Here is a 16,037-nt window from a genome sequence, read left to right on the forward strand (position 1 = left end):
GGCAGCCGCTAGACTTGGACGGGTGGAACAGGGCGCCCCGGCGCCTGAGTCGGCCACCCTCCCCGCCACCCAGAAGAGAAGGAACCTTGGTTAACTTCACCGCGCGTTTCGCCACCGAGACGGAGCAGAACAAGTGGGACGACCTCGTCACCGCCAACCCGGACGGCGGGAATGTGCTGCAGTCGGCTTCATTCGCCGAGGTGAAGTCGCACCACGGCTGGAAGCCCAGGTTCCTTGTGCTGGAGTCGGACGACTATACGAGCCACAACCTCGTCCTTGAAAAGTCCTTCCCCGTGATGGGCAGGCTCTGGTATCTGATCAAGGGGCCGGGAGTGGCCGATGTCGCCCACATCCCCGCGGCCCTCCAGGCCGTCAAGACCTTCGCCGCGGTTTCGCGGCTCAATGTCTTCGCCGTGAAGATCGAACCCGACATCGTCGACGGCCCTGAGGTGCGCAAGGTGCTCCCCGGGGCCGGCCTGGTCAAGACCTTCGACCTGCAGCCGAATGACCACACGGCCATCCTCGACACCACCCCCGAATCAAACGCACTGCTGCGCACGCTTTCGTCGCGGGGACGCAATGCAGTGCGCCGTGCCATCCGGGAAGGCGTGGAGGTGCGCCGGGTGGAGCCGACCGAGGAAAACTTCCGCATCATGTACCGGCTGATGGCCCACATCGAGGACCGTTCAGCGGCCCGCCTGAGGTCCTTCGAGTACTACAGCCGGTTCTGGGGGAACTTCGCGGCCGCAGGCCAGGGCAGGCTCTACTTCGTCTATGAGGACGGGGAACCCTCGGTCGGGGCCTTCATCATCAACTACGGCAGCAAGGGAACCTACAAGGACGGCGGGTCAAGGCCCGGCCGGTCCCAGTACGGGGACTCCCACCTGCTCCAGTGGACGGCGATCAACGACCTCAAGGACGAATTCGGCATCCACGAATACGACTTCTGCGGCACTCCGCCCGCGGACAAGCTGAAGGACACCTCCCACCCCCACCATGGGCTCGGACTGTTCAAGACGAGTTTCACCAAGACAGTCACCGATTTCACCGGCTGCTGGGACCTCGTCCTCAGCGGCTGGAAGTATCGGCTGTGGAACACCGCCGGAGAACGCGTCGCACGCCAGATCTACTGGCGCCGGCACCAGCAGCCTTTCTACTGACCTTGACCTGCCACAGGCGAAGGGGTGAATCATGAACAACAACGCCGATGCAGGAAACGACAAGGCGCCGGGCACCAATCCTTCCCCGGCGGCGGGCCCGCTGCCGGTCATCCGCCGGTCCTTCGACCCGACACCCGAGGAGAAGGCGAAGGCCGCGGCGCGTACCTCCCGCCGCACCACGCCCGAACCTCCGGCCGCCCTGCCTGCGGGCCCGCGGCGGCCGCGCAGGCAGCCGCGCTCCGTCTCTCCGACCGACGCCCTGCCCACCACGCCGCGGGCCGTCCGCCCGGACCGCTCGAACGCCGCAGCGCGCGGCATGCTGCGCCGGCTGGTGCAGGGCGAGGTTCCGCCCACCCAGGCGATGAGCATCGTTGAGCGGCTCGCCGGAAGCCCCTACGCGAACCCCACGATTCCCGCCGGCGGGCCGGACGCCAACGCCCGCAAGACACTCGACTTCGCGCTCAGCCTCGCCGAGACGATGTTCCGGTACGGTGCCGGTGCCCTCGAGGTCGAAACGAGCATCATCGCGGTCACTGCCGCGCTCGGTCTGCAGCACATCGAAGTGGACATCACCAACCAGTCGGTGGTGATCAACTACTCGGCAAAGGACCAGACGCCAACGACTGTGCTGCGCGTTGTGCGTTCATGGACCAACAACTACGCGGGCCTCGCGGCGATCCACCAGCTTGTCTCCGACATCGCGGCCGGCGGCGTCTCGCGGATCGAGGCGGCCCAACGCCTCGAGGAGATCACCCGGCGGCCCAAGCCCTTTCCGCGCTGGATGGTCACCGCGGCCTTCGGAATCTTCGGCGCGGCGATTGTCGCTTTCATCGGCGGGGGAGTGCTGGGTGCCCTCGTGGGGCTCTTCAGCTGCATCCTCGTCGACCTTGTGTCCCGCCAGCTGGGGCGGTGGAGGGTCCCGGAGTTCTTCTCGGTGGCCACCGCGTCCGCCATGGCGACCTTCATCGCCATGCTCTTCTGGTGGCTCAACGTGCCAATCGCACCGTCCCTTGTGGTTGTTGGAGGGATCCTGCTGCTCCTGCCCGCCGGGCGGCTTGTCTCGGCGACCCAGGACGCCATCAACGGCTTTCCGGTCACCGCGGCGGGGCGGTTCCTTTCGGCGCTGCTGATCTTCGGCGGCGTTGTCTCGGGGATCGCTGTCGCACTGGTGTTCGGGTCCGCCATCGGCATCCCGGAACTTGACCTGATTGAGGCTCCCGCCCCGCTGTATCCCTGGCCGGTGGTGGCGGTGCTGATCTTCATCGCCGTGGCAATGTTCGGCGTCACCGAGCAGACCGACCTCAAACTTGTGGTCCCCACCGCACTTGTGGGCACTGCCGGTTACGTCCTGTGGATTTCGGCGATCAACGCCGGCGTCGGATACCGGCTGGCGCCGGCGCTCGCCGCAGTCCTCATCGGGGCCCTCTCCCGCGCCGTCGCGCTCCGCCTGGGGGCGCCCCAGCTTGTGGTGGCGGTTCCGGCGGTCATGTTCCTCTACCCGGGACTGTCGATCTTCCGTTCGATGTACATGCTGACGACCAACGTCGGAGTCCCAAGCGCCGGCGCGCTGGGGCTGTTCAACGCGCTCACCGTCATCCTTGCCATCGCGGGCGGCGTGGTCCTCGGCGACAACATCGCACGCCCCTTCACCAAGGGGCTGAGCAGCAACGAACGCCGGCGCAACCGGCGCCGCTAGGAATCCCGGTAACCAAGCGCCGCCCCATGATGCGGGGCCGGCTACAAGGCGAGCCAGTCGACCGGCTCAGCGCCCTGCTGGCGCAGGAGGTCGTTCACGCGGCTGAAGGGCTTGGAGCCGAAGAAGCCCCGTGACGCCGAAAGCGGGCTTGGGTGGGCCGATTCAACGGTCGGGGTGTGCCCAAGCAGCGGTTTCAGCCTCAGCGCATCGCGCCCCCAGAGGACCGCCACAAGCGGTCCGCCCCGGGCCACGAGTGCGCTGAGGGCGGCGTCGGTGATTTCCTCCCAGCCCCAGCCGCGGTGCGACGCCGACTCTCCGGCGCGTACCGTGAGGACCCGGTTGAGCAGCAGCACCCCCTGCCGCGTCCATCCCGAGAGGTCACCGGTGGCCGGTGCGGCAGCACCGAGGTCGGCGGAAAGTTCCCGGTAGATGTTCACGAGACTGCGCGGCAAGGGGCGGGTTGCCGGATCGACGGCGAAGCACAGTCCGACCGAGTGTCCGGGGGTGGGGTAGGGGTCCTGGCCGACAATCACCACCTTGACCTCCTCCAGCGGAACCCGAAAAGCCCGCAGGATGTGCTCCGGTGCGGGGAGGACCTCATGTCCTCGCTGGGATTCGAGAACGAGCTTGTCGGCGATCCGGTGGAGGGTGGGTTCCCACGGGGCGAGGGCTGCCGCCCAGTCGGCCGGAAGGACCGACGTGAGGGGAGCCGGGGCTTGGAACGGGATCGATGGGGCGCCGTCCCCCCGTGCCGCGGGCGGAGCACCGGGTGAGGGAAGCTCGAACAGGGCAGGGGTTGCATCGTCCATTGCTCCATTCTTCCGCGCCTGCGCCGGCAGCGCCGCAAATGACATGCGTGGCATTCACCATTACCATGGGTGCGGAAGTAGGCAGAGCAACAATGCGCATGCCGGGCACGAGGGGGCGGTGGGAATGGGTCAGCAGACCGGGGCCGATCAGCCGCATCCCGCGCCACAGGGCGAAGGCGCTGAAGCAATCGCCGCCGGTACCGGTTTAGGCGCCGAGGCGCCGGGGGCCGGCGCCAACCGGCCCGTGCTCGGTGAGCGTGAGCAGCAGATGCTCGCGCTCGAGCGTGAATGGTGGAAGTACTCGGGGGCAAAGGAACAGGCAATCCGCGACCTGTTCAACATGTCGGCCACCCACTACTACCAGGTCCTCAATGCCGTCATCGACTCGGAGGCCGCCCTGGCCCACGATCCGATGCTCGTCAAGCGGCTGCGCAGACTTCGAACTTCCCGCCAGCGCGCGCGCTCCGCACGTCGGCTCGGCGCGGACATCTGACCTACCCCAAGGACCCTCCATCACCATGACCAACTATCCCCGTGACGAATTCGACCGGGTTCCCGAATCCGCAGCCCGGCAGGGCGTCCACCGGGAGCACTTTCTGCCAACCCGCTCCAGCGGCCTCTGGCTGAAAATCGTCGTCGGGATCCTCGTGCTGCTCCTCGGGCTCGCCGCGTACTTCGTTGTTCCCCGGCTAGGGGCAGGCGAGACCGAACCCGCCTCCGGGTCGGTTCCCACCTCCGGCACGGAAACGCCTGAGTTCCCGGCAGCCTCCGGCACGGCGTCGGCGACAGGGGTGGCCTCGGAGGCCAGCGGCACCACGGCGACACCGACCCCCGCCCGGACGGGCTCCGCTGCATCGCCGTCGGCTTCTGCGACAAAGCGGGCCGGAACGAAGGCCCCGGCCGCCCCGGACCGCACCCAGGCCGTCAACGTACTCAACGGAACCGGGGTGCCGGGACTCGCAGCGTCGGCCGCCGGTCGCCTCGCGGCCGGCGGCTGGAGCGCCGCCGTTCCCGGAAACTGGACCGGGTCGCCCGTCCAGGGCTCAGTCGTGTTCTACAACGGCGAAACCCAGCGGGCCAGCGCCGCGGAAGCAGCCTCGGTGCTGGGCATTGCGTCGGTCGTTGACGCCGCAGGGGTTCCCGGCAGCATCACCGTGGTCCTGGGTCCCGGCTTCCAGTAGCAGCGGACCAGCCGCCGCGGTCCGGCTACTCCTTGAGCGGTACGCCCTTTGCATCGCGTCGGAACGCCTCGGCGCCGACCAGGATCATTACGCCTTCAATGAACCCCCAGATGGCACCGACACCGAAGGTTACGAAGGTGACGATGATCTGTGCCACGCCTATTCCCACGTAGCCGAGGTAGAAGCGGTGGATGCCGAGGGAGCCCAGCAGGACCCCGAGCAGGCCTGCCACAAGGCGCGACTTCTGCTCCGGGTAGCCCTGGAGGTAGGTTCCAAGTGGATTTCCATAGGGGCTTCCCTGGTACTGCCCCGGTTGCTGGTAGGCGTTGGGGTGCCCGCCCGGCGGCGGGTACTGGCCCGCATAGCCGCCCGGGGGACCGTACTGCCCGGGGTAGGGCTCGCCCTGCGCCGGCATTGGGGCCTCGCCGCCCTGCGGGTAGGGCCCGGGGCCGAAGCCCGGATCCTCGCCCGGGGCGGGGGGAACATCAAGAGGCTCCCGATCGGAACCTGGCTTGTGCTGCTCGGGGTCTGGGGTCGTTGACACATTTCTCCTTGATGGTTGGAACTTTCTTCAACCTATGCCTTGGCCGGCAGCGCCGTCATCAGGTAAATCCCCGGAGTTTTCCCGGGCTGTGCTCAGGGTGGAGCAGGGGTTTACCGCAATGCACGGCTTGCACTCATCTGGCGGGAGTGCTAATTATTGACTTAGCACTCGAACCCGCTGACTGCTAAAACGGCGGGTGTTGGGTGAAGCAGGCAAACCTCTGTGGTGAGGGCCGGAACCGGAGCGTAAAGAGATCGTTTTCCGGGCTGGCCCGGCCGTCGCGGGCACCACAGGCAGGCGAGCACTCGTTTGCTGAAACGCATATCTGTCCCCGAAAGGACCTACGCCGTTATGGCCAAGATCATTTCTTTTGATGAAGAGGCCCGCCGCGGCCTCGAGCGCGGATTGAACATCCTCGCTGACGCCGTTAAGGTGACGCTCGGCCCACGCGGCCGCAATGTCGTCCTCGAGAAAAAATGGGGCGCCCCCACGATCACCAACGACGGCGTCTCAATCGCCAAGGAGATCGAGCTTGACGACCCTTACGAGAAGATCGGCGCAGAGCTGGTCAAGGAAGTCGCCAAGAAGACCGACGACGTAGCAGGCGACGGCACCACCACCGCTACCGTGCTCGCCCAGGCCCTCGTCAAGGAAGGCCTGCGGAACGTTGCCGCCGGTGCCGACCCCCTCAGCCTCAAGCGCGGCATCGAGAAGGCAGTTGCTGCGGTTACCGCCGAACTGCTCGCCTCGGCCAAGGAAATCGAGACCAAGGAAGAGATCGCCGCGACAGCGTCAATCTCCGCCGGCGACCAGCAGATCGGCGACCTGATCGCCGAAGCTCTCGACAAGGTTGGCAAGGAAGGCGTCATCACTGTCGAGGAGTCGAACACCTTCGGGCTCGAGCTTGAGCTCACCGAGGGCATGCGCTTCGACAAGGGCTACATCTCCGGTTACTTCGTCACCGACGCAGAGCGCCAGGAGACGGTCCTCGAAGACCCGTACATCCTGATCGTCAACTCGAAGATCTCCAACGTCAAGGACCTCGTTGCCGTCCTCGAGAAGGTCATGCAGTCGAGCAAGCCGCTGCTGATCATCGCCGAAGATGTCGAGGGCGAAGCCCTTGCCACCCTCGTCGTCAACAAGATCCGTGGCACGTTCAAGTCTGTTGCCGTGAAGGCTCCGGGCTTCGGTGACCGCCGCAAGGCGCAGCTCGCCGACATCGCCATCCTCACCGGCGGCCAGGTCATCGCCGAAGAGGTCGGCCTCAAGCTCGAGAACGCCACTGTTGACCTGCTGGGCCAGGCACGCAAGGTCGTCGTCACCAAGGACGAGACAACGATCGTCGAGGGTGCCGGCGACGCCGACGCCATCGCCGGCCGTGTTGCCCAGATCCGCGCCGAGATCGACAACTCGGATTCGGATTACGACCGCGAGAAGCTGCAGGAGCGCCTGGCCAAGCTGGCCGGCGGCGTTGCAGTCATCAAGGCCGGCGCGGCCACCGAGGTCGAGCTCAAGGAGCGCAAGCACCGCATCGAGGACGCCGTCCGCAACGCGAAGGCCGCTGTTGAAGAGGGAATCGTCGCCGGTGGCGGCGTAGCCCTGATCCAGGCCGGAGCCAAGGCCTTCGCAAGCCTCGAGCTCACCGGTGACGAAGCAACCGGCGCCAACATCGTCCGTGTCGCAATCGACGCCCCGCTCAAGCAGATCGCCTTCAACGCGGGCCTCGAGCCCGGCGTTGTCGTCGACAAGGTCCGCGGCCTTCCCGCGGGCCACGGCCTCAACGCTGCAACCGGCGTGTACGAGGACCTGCTGGCCGCCGGCGTCAACGACCCCGTAAAGGTCACGCGTTCGGCGCTGCAGAACGCCGCTTCGATCGCAGGGCTGTTCCTCACCACGGAGGCCGTTGTGGCCGACAAGCCCGAGAAGTCCGCACCCGCGGGCCCGGGTGGAGACGAGATGGGCGGAATGGGCGGCTTCTAGCCGGTCCGGTTCCCTCCGCTCCACTTTCGAGAAAGCGGCACTCCTTCGGGGGTGCCGCTTTTTCGTGTCCAGAGTGCGTGCGTGGTCAGGAAAGGAACATGCGTGCGTTGCTCAGTTCGGCCTCGGCGTACTGGCGGGTGGCGGTGACGAGTGCTGCGTGGATGCCGGAGAGGGCTTCCTCGACCTGGGCCTGCGTTGAACGCCACTGAAGCATGACCTGCTGGAAATTCACGGCCGCCTGCCCGCCCCACAGGGCTTCAAGCTCCTGCAGGCCGGCCTGCATAGCGGTGACCTCGGCGTTGAGCCTGCCGATGGTTGACTGGACCTGGCTGCTCTTCGCTGCCAGGCCGTCGGTGTCTACGTGGAAGTGGGTCACGGGTGCTCCCGATGCTGGTTTCCGGTTAGCTGACCCTTGAACGGTAGGGGGTGTGCCGGGCGCCCGCACTGGTCCTGGGCGGCATGTGGAAAAGTCGGCTCAGACGGCGTCCGACGCCTCGGTTCCGGGCGCGTCGGCTGTCGTATCGACGGCGTGGGGGAGCCGGATCGACAACGTCGCCCCGCCACCGGGGGTCTCCTCGAGCCGCACCGTTCCGTCGTGCTGGGCCACCAGCGCGGCGACGATGGCCAGGCCGAGGCCGGTGCCGCCCGTTTCGCGGTGCCTGGAGGAATCGGCCCTGTAAAAACGTTCGAAGACCCGTGCGGCGTCGTCCTCCGAAATGCCGGGTCCGTGGTCGCGCACCTCGATCACTGAATCGCTTCGGCCGTGAATGACGGGTTCGACGCCGACCGCGATCTCGATCGGGCTTCCGTCGGGGGTGTAGCGCAGCGCGTTCGTCATGAGGTTCGCGAGGACCTGCCGGAGCCGGGCTTCATCGCCCACCGTGGGCGCCGGCCGGGGGCTGCCGCCGTCCAGGCCGGTCACGGTGATCGTCCGGTTCGGGGCGATGGCCCGGGCATCGAGGGCTGCATCGTTTCCCAGCACCATCAGGTCGATCGGCTTGGCCTCGAGGGGCCGCTGTTCGTCGATCCGTGCAAGGGTCAACAGGTCTTCGACGAGGTGGCCCATCCGGATCGCTTCGCTCTCGATGCGCCCCATGGCCGCCGCGACATCGGCTTCCTGCTGCAGTGCGCCGTGGCGGTAAAGCTCGGAAAACCCGCGGATCGTGACGAGGGGAGTGCGCAGCTCATGCGAGGCGTCGGCGACGAACCGGCGCATCTTCCGCTCGGATTCGGTCCGCGCCGCAAACGCGCGCTCGATGTGGGCGAGCATCGCGTTGAGCGAGCGCGAGAGTCTTCCCACCTCGGTTGCGGGCCGCTCAACTGCAACACGCCGCGAGAGATCGCCGGCGGCGATGGCTGCTGCTGTGCGCTCAACGCGTGCAAGTGGGCGGAACTGGCGGGTGACGGCGACGAACGCGATGGCGGAGGCCACCGCGGTGGAGAGCAGGCCGACGGTGAAGATGATCTCCGAGGCCTCCTGCAGGGAGTTGTTGACGGTCTCCAGCGGGGACGCGATGGCCAGGGACTGCGGGCCGTCGTCGTATTCCAGGATTCTTACGCGCCAGCCCTGGCTGTCCTGGGCGGTGCCCTCCACGTCGAATCCCTTGCCGTCGAGCTCCCGCACCTGGGCGGCGCTCATGACGGGCATCCGTGGAACATCCGTTTCGGTGGCGGAATGCGTTGCCTTGAGGATGCGGCCGTCGGGTCCGAGGAGGGCGCCGTAGAACCGGAAGAGGGCACTGTCGGCGGGTGCGGTCTCATGAAAGAACGCGTTGGAGATGTTCTGCGCGTTGGCGCTCAGGTCGTTGTCCATGCGCTCGATGAGGCCGTTGCGCAGCAGGGAGATCGTGACGATCCCAGTGATGCCGACGGTGACCACCATGAGCAGGGTCATGATGGCCACGAGCTGCGAGCGCAGCGAGGCCGAGTTCCAGCGCCTGAGCAAGGTTTCCCCTGCCTACCGCTTGTCCGTGCTGCGCAGCAGGTAGCCCACTCCGCGCTTCGTCTGGATCAGCGCCGCCGCAGCGGGGTTCTTGTCGATCTTGCGCCGCAGATAGGAGATGTAGGATTCGACGATCGACGCGTCCCCGTTGAAGTCGTACTCCCAGACATGGTCGAGGATCTGGGCCTTCGAGAGCACGCGGTTCGGGTTCATCATGAGGTAGCGGAGCAGCTTGAACTCCGTTGGCGAAAGCTCGATTGTCTCACCCGCCCTGCGGACCTCGTGTGCGTCATCGTCGAGTTCGAGGTCGTCGACGCGGATGACGGCGTCGTCCTCGGGCATCGGCTGGGTGCGCCGCAGGACCGCACGGATCCGGGCCACCACCTCGTCGAGGCTGAACGGCTTGGTGACGTAGTCGTCGCCGCCGACGGTCAGGCCGGTGACCTTGTCCTCCGTGTCGTCCCGCGCGGTAAGGAAAACGACGGGGAAATGCCGGCCGGCGGCACGCAGGCGCCGTGTGACGGTGAACCCGTCCATATCCGGCAGCATCACATCGAGGACGGCGAGGTCGGGGTTGTGGCTTTCCGCAGCCGCGAGCGCCTCGCGTCCGTTGCCCGCCGCCACAACGTCAAACCCGGCAAAGCGCAGGGACGTCGAAAGCAGCTCGCGGATATTCGGTTCATCGTCAACGACGAGCAGTCTGGCTTCCGGTCCTGTTTTCTTCACGCCCACCATTATCCGCGAAATAGCTGGAGATTGGCTGGGAGCCTGCTGGGCGCCCGCTCCACACGGGCTGGGTGTCAGCCGCTCAACCCCGCCGCGTCGAGAATCCGGTAGGCGTAGCCCTGTTCGGCCAGGAAGCGCTGGCGCTTCGCGGCAAAGTCCTGGTCGAGGGTGTCGCGCGCGACAACGGTGTAGAACCGCGCCGCCCGGCCGTCGGCCTTGGGCCGCAGGAGCCTGCCGAGGCGCTGGGCCTCCTCCTGCCGGGAGCCGAAGGACCCGGACACCTGGATCGCCACCGACGCCTCGGGAAGGTCGATCGAGAAATTGGCCACCTTCGAAACGACGAGGGTTGATATTTCGCCGGTGCGGAAGGCACCAAAGAGACGCTGGCGCTCCTTGACCGAGGTATCTCCCTTGATGACCGGAGCATTAAGGCGGTCGCCGAGCTCGTCGAGCTGGTCGATGTACTGTCCGATCACCAGCAGCTGCTCACCCGTATGGGCCGCGGCAAGCTTCTCGACGACCCCGGACTTCGTCTCCGACGTCGCACACAGCCGGTACTTGTCGCCGTCGTCGGCCATCGCATACGCGACGCGCTCGTCCCGGGGCAGGTCGACACGGACTTCGACGCAGTCGGCGGGGGCGATGTAGCCCTGGGCCTCGATGTCCTTCCAGGGCGCGTCGTACCGCTTGGGTCCAATCAGCGAAAAGACTTCACCCTCCCGCCCGTCCTCGCGGACCAGGGTGGCGGTGAGTCCGAGCCGCCGCCGGGCCTGGAGGTCCGCCGTCATCTTGAAGATGGGTGCCGGAAGCAGGTGCACCTCGTCGTACACGATCAGCCCCCAGTCATTGGCGTCGAGCAGCTCAAGGTGCGGGTAAAGGCCCCCGCGGCGTGTGGTGAGCACCTGGTACGTGGCGATGGTGACCGGGCGGATCTCCTTCACGGCGCCGGAGTACTCGCCGATCTCCTCCTCGGTGAGGGAGGTGCGCCGCAGCAGTTCGTCCTTCCACTGCCTGGCCGAAACGGTGTTCGTGACGAGGATCAGCGTTGTTGTCTTGCTCGTCGCCATCGCGGCCGCCCCGACGAGCGTCTTTCCGGCACCGCAGGGGAGCACGACCACCCCCGAGCCGCCCGACCAGAAATTCTCGACGGCCAGCTGCTGATAGGGGCGCAGCGCCCAGCCTTCTTCGCGGAGGGCGATCGGGTGCGGCGTGCCGTCGACATACCCCGCGAAGTCCTCTGCGGGCCACCCGAGCTTGAGGAGCAATTGCTTGAGCTGGCCCCGCTGGGAGGAGTGGACAACAACCGTCTCGCCGTCGATCCGCGGCCCTAGCAGCGGGGCGATCTTCTTGGCGTGGAGCACCTCTTCGAGCACCGGGTAGTCGGTTGTCCGCAGCACAAGGCCGTGCTGGGGGTCTTTTTCCAGCCGGAGCCGGCCGTACCTCGACATCGTGTCCTCGATGTCGATGAGCAGGGCGTGGGGCACCGGGAAGCGCGAATACTTGAGCAGCGTGTCGAGCACCCGTTCGGCATCGAGGCCGGCGGCGCGCGCATTCCACAGCCCGAGCGGCGTCAACCGGTAGCTGTGGACGTGCTCGGGCGCCCGCTCAAGCTCCGCGAACGCCGCGATGGCGTGGCGCGCCTCGGTCGCCAGTTCATGGTCAACCTCGAGCAGGATTGTCTTGTCGCTCTGGACGATCAGCGGTCCATCAGTCATCCGGTGTCCCTTCAATAAGTTCGACGTCCATTACCCGGTGCACCGACACCACTTTTTCGACCTGCTTCAGGGGGTCGAACACGCGTACCCTTCCACCGGATACCGAAAGGGGAACAAGGACCTGGCGGACCGCATTCCCTGAGCTGTCCGCCGTGCCAAGGCGCACCGGAACCTTCCGGCGGATCGCGGTGCGCAGGGTCTCAAGGCCGAGCATCACTTCGCCCTCGGCGCCGCCGGTGCGCTGGGCGGGCCCATTGGCCCGGGAACCGGCGCGTAGTGAGGCGACCTGAGCGGCAACCTCGTCATCGGTGACGGCCCAGGGGTTCACCCGCGCGCGGGCAGTCAACTGCGGCCCCTGCGGCTTCTCCGGGGACGCCGGCGGCGTGGCCGGGGCGGTGCGCGGCGGTGCCTGGTCCCGTGCGGCGGAGAAGCCGAGCTCGTTCAGCAGGGCCGCCAGCTCGGCCGGTCCCGCCTGGGCGGCCACGACGGTCGGCGCGAGCTGGACGAGGCCGAAATCGGCGGCTTTAGGATTCGAGAGCAGGGCGGTCACGGCTGCGGCGTCTTCGGTGCGCAGGTAGCTCTGGGCCCGGCCCACCCTGAGCCTGCCGTGCCGTGAAGCGGTGTCCTCGACGAGGTACGTCAGTGCCTGCGGGAGCGCCGAGGCGCTGTGGCGGTGAAGGAAGTCCAGGATTCCGGGCGCGGTCAGGCCCGTGTCGAGGGCGGCCCTGATCGATTCAGCCGAGAAACGGTAGGTGGTGGCGGGCCCCTGACCCTCCGGCGTCGAAAGCTGGAGCAGTTCCCGTGCCACCTCGGGGTCGAGGTAACCGGGAGCCACTGCTGTCAGGTCGGCCTGGAGGAGGAAGTGGCGCACGGGAGCCGGAAGCGTGGCACGGACCTCACCCGCGGCGTCGTCGAGGCGGTCCCCGGCAACCAGCCGGCCAATGTGGGTGAGGCCACCGCCTCCAAACAGCCCAAGGGCGGCGGCTTCGGTGAACATCCCCGGAACAAGGCGCTCAAACCGCCGTGCCAGGCGCGGCTGCTCCCAGGCAAGGCGCTCCACGAGGACCTCAGCGCCGAGCACGACGCTTGCCTGATGATCCTCGGTGGACTCCCGCGCATCCCGGCCGGCAGGGACGCCGCTGAGCGAAACGGCGGCGGCGAGCATCCGGCGTCGGGTCCGGGGGGCGTCGGGGCGTGAGCCTTCGGCTGCGAGGGCATTGATCGCTCCGCCGTCGGTCAGCTTCGATCCGACAAGGGAGGGCGCCCGGTCGAGATCGAGCCAGCCGCGCACCAAGGCAAGCCACTGCTCGTCCCGGGATGCCCGCTCCCATCCTGAGGAACGGGCCGGTTTCCACCGCGAATCGTCGACGTCGAGCGCGAGTGCTCCCGTGGCGGCGGCGAGTTCGAGCAGCCATGGCGTCACCGACTGTTCGACCTGCAGTGCGTCGCTGAGCCGGCGGAGCTCCCGGACGCCGACCCCGCCGGAGCGCAGCGTCGCGACGGGGGCGGCAGCTGCCGAGCCGAGCAGGGCGCTGATCATGCGCAGCGTCTCAGCGACAGCACTGTGAGCGGCGTTGTCCCGGATGCCCGCCCGCACGCTCCGGAGGTCCGGCCGCGGCGGATGCGCCTGCAGGACCTGGATAATCCGGTGGCCGCGTACCGCCTGACCCACCACGCGCGGGAGCTCAACATGGGAGGCGTCAAGCTGGGCCAGCAGCCCGTGCCGCAGCAGCCACTCGAGTGCGGCGGCCGCATCGGTCTGCGGGCCGCGTGCGGCCGTTGGAGGCACCGCTCCCACCGGCGCCCCTCCGAGTTTGCCCAACAGTGCGGCTGCCCCGGGCGGTGCACTGGAGCTCAGCCGCGTCCAGGAATCGGGCTGCCGCAGCGCAGCGTCGAGTTCCTCGGCCGCGGCGCCCGGTGTCGGGGTGCCGCCAAGCTCAACGCCCAGCTCGCGCGCGCGCTGGGCGGCGCTGGGGAGTCCGGCGCCGTACGCGGGCAGGACGCGGGCAAGGACGGGAAGCGGCCTGCCGAGTCCCGCCGGGTACGGTCCTACCGCTTCGCCAAGGGAACCAACGGGAAGATATGCCCCAGGACTTCCCGCCCCTTGTGCCTGACTTGAAGGTGCGGCGTAGAGCAGGGCCCTCGCAGCGAGGTCCGCAAGGATGGGGTTGAGTTCGTCCCGCCCGGCGCCGCCAACGAGGCCCTCGAGGGTTTCGGCGCTTACGCCGGCGTCTTCGTCGCCCGCTGCGAGGAGGACCGCTTCAAGCAGCTGCTGCTGGGGCGTGGTGAGGTTTTCAAGGGCCCGCTGCACGCTGGCGCGCGTTGATGCACGTGCGGCAAGGGCGCCGAAATCGGGGACCGGAGGGAGCAGGAGGTCGGGGCGCGCCGAAAGGAGGTACCGCAGCTCGGAGTCGCTGCGGGCGGCCAACTGATCGGCCAGGGCGCGGATGGCGGACATTGGCTTAAGGTTACCGCCGGGGCATTGCCGGCGCCGCCCGGTGGATCAGCAGGCATGCATCAACAGGCTTGGATCAGCAGGCATGGATCAGCAGGATCGAACCACCCCCACCGCATCTGGGGTCAGAGCCGCCGGCGTCCGATGACTGAGTCGATGATCAGGGCGCACATGAGCAGGAACGCAAGGGGAAGGCACACATACGTTGCCACGAGGAACCCGGGCCATATGGCGCCCTGGAGCCATGCGATAGCCAGGATCGCACCCAGTGAAACCAGGCCCACGACGGCGGACACAACCGCCGCGACCATGAGCACCAGCCGGAGGGACGACGCAGTGCGGCGGGGCGCGTGCCCGCGCTGCAGGGAAGGGGAATCAGGGGCCATAACGCTTACAGCGTACAAGAACGGCGGCGCGCACGGGTGAGCGCTGAGGGGATATTCTATTTCCAAAGACTTCCCCGGCAGTGGCTGAGCACCACCGGCATATCACCGACGCAGCGCCGGGTTCCAACAACCGGAGGCGGTCACCGCCTCAGCAGACCCAAGAAGAGGTAACCTACGTGCCCATCGGCAAAGTGAAATGGTTCGACGCTGACAAGGGTTTCGGCTTCGTTGCAACGGACGACGGCAAAGAAGTCTTCCTCCACGCCTCTGCGCTCCCGGCCGGAGTCACCGAGGTCAAGGTCGGCACCAAGCTCGAATTCGGAGTGGCCGACGGGCGGCGGGGGCTTCAGGCGCTCTCGGCCCGGATCCTCGAAACGCAGCCCTCGGTCGTGAAGGCGACGCGCAAGAAGGCCGACGACATGGCAGTGATCACCGAGGACCTCATCAAGCTGCTCGACGACGTGTCGAACGGGCTGCGCAAGGGCAGGTACCCCGAGAAGGCCCACGCGAGCAAGGTCGCAGCGGTTCTCCGGGCCGTTGCCGACGACCTGGATGCGTAGCCAAGCGATGATGCCTGCACGCCCCGACGTTCCCTCGCCTGACAACTCGACCGACGCTGAAATAACCGCAGGCGGCACCGCCGCAGCGCCGGTCAAACGCCGGGCCGCACGCCGGCCGGCGAAGCCCGACGCGTTGCTCGCAGCGGCCGTCGATTTCGCCCGGGACAGCCTGCTGCAGGTCGCTCCGGCCGATCAGATCGGCGAACATGTGGCTTCGTATCCGGACGGTGAGCGCCTGCTCACGCACCGCTTCGAGGCTTTCGTTCCGGGGTATGGGGGCTGGGAGTGGTTCGCGACGCTCGCCCGGGTTCCCCGCGGCAAGGAACCGACGGTCTCCGAAGTGGGGCTGCTTCCTTCGGATCGGGCGCTGCTTGCGCCCGAGTGGCTGCCCTGGTCCGAGCGGGTGCTCCCTGAGGACTCCGCCGCCGATGAACAGGCTCCGGCGGCAGAGGATGCCCCTGCCGACGAACAGCCTGCCGAAGAGCAGCCCGCCGGAGAGCAGGCGGCTCGGGATGCCGCCGCCGAGGATGAGCCTGCCGAGGATGAGCCTGCAGGCGATGCTCCTGCCGAGGAACAGGCCGCCGAAGATTCTCTTGCCGGTGATGCCCCTGCCGAGGAGCAGGCTGCCGGGGATACTCCTGCCGAGGAGCAGGTAGCCGGTGAGGCCCCTGCCGAGGAGCAGGCTGCCGGGGATACTCCTGCCGCAGAACAGACCACCGGAGAAGAGCCATCCGCGGATGAGCCTTCACCGGTGGATGTCGGGGTCGAAGCCGAGGCGCCTTTCGGCGACCCGGATGACGCCATAAAGGCGCACGACGCCGGGGACAACTAGGCCGGGGACAACTTAGCCGGTTGCTGCAGGCGACGGCGGAAGGAGCGCGCA

The 16,037-nt window shown here is 67.6% G+C and carries 15 protein-coding genes; 7 read left to right on the forward strand and 8 right to left on the reverse strand.

Features of this window, described 5'->3' with window-relative positions:
• Window positions 1-86 precede the first annotated feature (86 nt).
• Both AC4D2R_RS03290 and AC4D2R_RS03295 read left to right on the forward strand, forming a co-directional pair.
• Entirely contained in the window at window positions 87-1,160 is a 1,074-nt protein-coding gene (locus AC4D2R_RS03290) for a lipid II:glycine glycyltransferase FemX (RefSeq protein ID WP_490937479.1), read from the forward strand.
• A 31-nt stretch (window positions 1,161-1,191) separates the two neighbouring features.
• Window positions 1,192-2,856, forward strand: coding sequence for a threonine/serine exporter family protein (locus AC4D2R_RS03295; RefSeq protein WP_490937481.1), 1,665 nt, complete (start codon window positions 1,192-1,194; stop codon window positions 2,854-2,856).
• Between the two features lie 41 nt (window positions 2,857-2,897).
• Here AC4D2R_RS03295 and AC4D2R_RS03300 read toward each other — a convergent pair whose 3' ends face one another.
• Complete coding sequence (locus AC4D2R_RS03300) at window positions 2,898-3,665, reverse strand: uracil-DNA glycosylase (protein WP_490937483.1); 768 nt, start codon at window positions 3,663-3,665, stop codon at window positions 2,898-2,900.
• A gap of 124 nt (window positions 3,666-3,789) precedes the next feature.
• On the opposite strand from AC4D2R_RS03300, the gene AC4D2R_RS03305 reads away from it, so the two are divergent.
• Window positions 3,790-4,158 carry a DUF3263 domain-containing protein gene (locus AC4D2R_RS03305; protein ID WP_490937485.1) on the forward strand — a complete coding sequence of 123 codons (369 nt, stop codon included), beginning with the start codon at window positions 3,790-3,792 and terminating at the stop codon, window positions 4,156-4,158.
• 25 nt (window positions 4,159-4,183) lie between these two features.
• Complete coding sequence (locus tag AC4D2R_RS03310) at window positions 4,184-4,846, forward strand: LytR C-terminal domain-containing protein (protein ID WP_490937487.1); 663 nt, start codon at window positions 4,184-4,186, stop codon at window positions 4,844-4,846.
• A gap of 25 nt (window positions 4,847-4,871) precedes the next feature.
• Here AC4D2R_RS03310 and AC4D2R_RS03315 read toward each other — a convergent pair whose 3' ends face one another.
• The gene (locus AC4D2R_RS03315) at window positions 4,872-5,390 is read right to left on the reverse strand and encodes a TM2 domain-containing protein (RefSeq protein WP_490937489.1); all 519 of its coding nucleotides are present in this window, start codon (window positions 5,388-5,390) and stop codon (window positions 4,872-4,874) included.
• A 351-nt stretch (window positions 5,391-5,741) separates the two neighbouring features.
• On the opposite strand from AC4D2R_RS03315, the gene groL reads away from it, so the two are divergent.
• On the forward strand, window positions 5,742-7,370 hold the full coding sequence (groL, locus tag AC4D2R_RS03320; RefSeq protein WP_490901607.1) for a chaperonin GroEL: 1,629 nt from the start codon (window positions 5,742-5,744) through the stop codon (window positions 7,368-7,370).
• Window positions 7,371-7,455: 85 nt separating this feature from the next.
• Here the strand turns inward: groL and AC4D2R_RS03325 are convergent, their stop codons facing one another.
• From AC4D2R_RS03325 to AC4D2R_RS03350, 6 genes are all read right to left on the reverse strand, one after another.
• On the reverse strand, window positions 7,456-7,746 hold the full coding sequence (locus AC4D2R_RS03325) for a WXG100 family type VII secretion target (protein WP_490937491.1): 291 nt from the start codon (window positions 7,744-7,746) through the stop codon (window positions 7,456-7,458).
• A 99-nt stretch (window positions 7,747-7,845) separates the two neighbouring features.
• A complete protein-coding gene (locus tag AC4D2R_RS03330) occupies window positions 7,846-9,315 on the reverse strand; it encodes a sensor histidine kinase (RefSeq protein WP_490937493.1) in 1,470 nt (489 codons plus the stop codon).
• 12 nt (window positions 9,316-9,327) lie between these two features.
• Window positions 9,328-10,038, reverse strand: coding sequence for a response regulator transcription factor (locus tag AC4D2R_RS03335; RefSeq protein WP_490901612.1), 711 nt, complete (start codon window positions 10,036-10,038; stop codon window positions 9,328-9,330).
• Between the two features lie 74 nt (window positions 10,039-10,112).
• A complete protein-coding gene (locus tag AC4D2R_RS03340) occupies window positions 10,113-11,753 on the reverse strand; it encodes a DNA repair helicase XPB (RefSeq protein WP_490937496.1) in 1,641 nt (546 codons plus the stop codon).
• A complete protein-coding gene (locus AC4D2R_RS03345) occupies window positions 11,746-14,211 on the reverse strand; it encodes a helicase-associated domain-containing protein (protein WP_490937498.1) in 2,466 nt (821 codons plus the stop codon). The genes AC4D2R_RS03340 and AC4D2R_RS03345 overlap by 8 nt, the downstream gene beginning before the upstream one ends.
• A 122-nt stretch (window positions 14,212-14,333) precedes the next feature.
• Window positions 14,334-14,594, reverse strand: a complete 261-nt coding sequence (locus AC4D2R_RS03350; RefSeq protein WP_490937500.1) for a hypothetical protein — start codon at window positions 14,592-14,594, stop codon at window positions 14,334-14,336.
• Between the two features lie 176 nt (window positions 14,595-14,770).
• Here AC4D2R_RS03350 and AC4D2R_RS03355 point away from each other — a divergent pair, with 176 nt between their 5' ends.
• Window positions 14,771-15,154, forward strand: coding sequence for a cold-shock protein (locus AC4D2R_RS03355; protein WP_490901618.1), 384 nt, complete (start codon window positions 14,771-14,773; stop codon window positions 15,152-15,154).
• 10 nt (window positions 15,155-15,164) lie between these two features.
• Window positions 15,165-15,986, forward strand: coding sequence for a DUF3027 domain-containing protein (locus AC4D2R_RS03360; RefSeq protein ID WP_490937502.1), 822 nt, complete (start codon window positions 15,165-15,167; stop codon window positions 15,984-15,986).
• Window positions 15,987-16,037 lie beyond the last annotated feature (51 nt).

It is taken from the genome of Arthrobacter sp. TJ-217, from assembly GCF_058269255.1.

What these genes read in the sequence shown, in the direction of transcription:
- AC4D2R_RS03360 (WP_490937502.1), top strand. Translation starts at nt 15,165, where the DNA reads ATGCCTGCACGCCCCGACGTTCCCTCGCCTGACAACTCGACCGACGCT.
- groL (WP_490901607.1), top strand. Translation starts at nt 5,742, where the DNA reads ATGGCCAAGATCATTTCTTTTGATGAAGAGGCCCGCCGCGGCCTCGAG.
- AC4D2R_RS03310 (WP_490937487.1), top strand. Translation starts at nt 4,184, where the DNA reads ATGACCAACTATCCCCGTGACGAATTCGACCGGGTTCCCGAATCCGCA.
- AC4D2R_RS03350 (WP_490937500.1), bottom strand. Translation starts at nt 14,594, where the DNA reads ATGGCCCCTGATTCCCCTTCCCTGCAGCGCGGGCACGCGCCCCGCCGC.
- AC4D2R_RS03345 (WP_490937498.1), bottom strand. Translation starts at nt 14,211, where the DNA reads ATGTCCGCCATCCGCGCCCTGGCCGATCAGTTGGCCGCCCGCAGCGAC.
- AC4D2R_RS03305 (WP_490937485.1), top strand. Translation starts at nt 3,790, where the DNA reads ATGGGTCAGCAGACCGGGGCCGATCAGCCGCATCCCGCGCCACAGGGC.
- AC4D2R_RS03295 (WP_490937481.1), top strand. Translation starts at nt 1,192, where the DNA reads ATGAACAACAACGCCGATGCAGGAAACGACAAGGCGCCGGGCACCAAT.
- AC4D2R_RS03300 (WP_490937483.1), bottom strand. Translation starts at nt 3,665, where the DNA reads ATGGACGATGCAACCCCTGCCCTGTTCGAGCTTCCCTCACCCGGTGCT.
- AC4D2R_RS03340 (WP_490937496.1), bottom strand. Translation starts at nt 11,753, where the DNA reads ATGACTGATGGACCGCTGATCGTCCAGAGCGACAAGACAATCCTGCTC.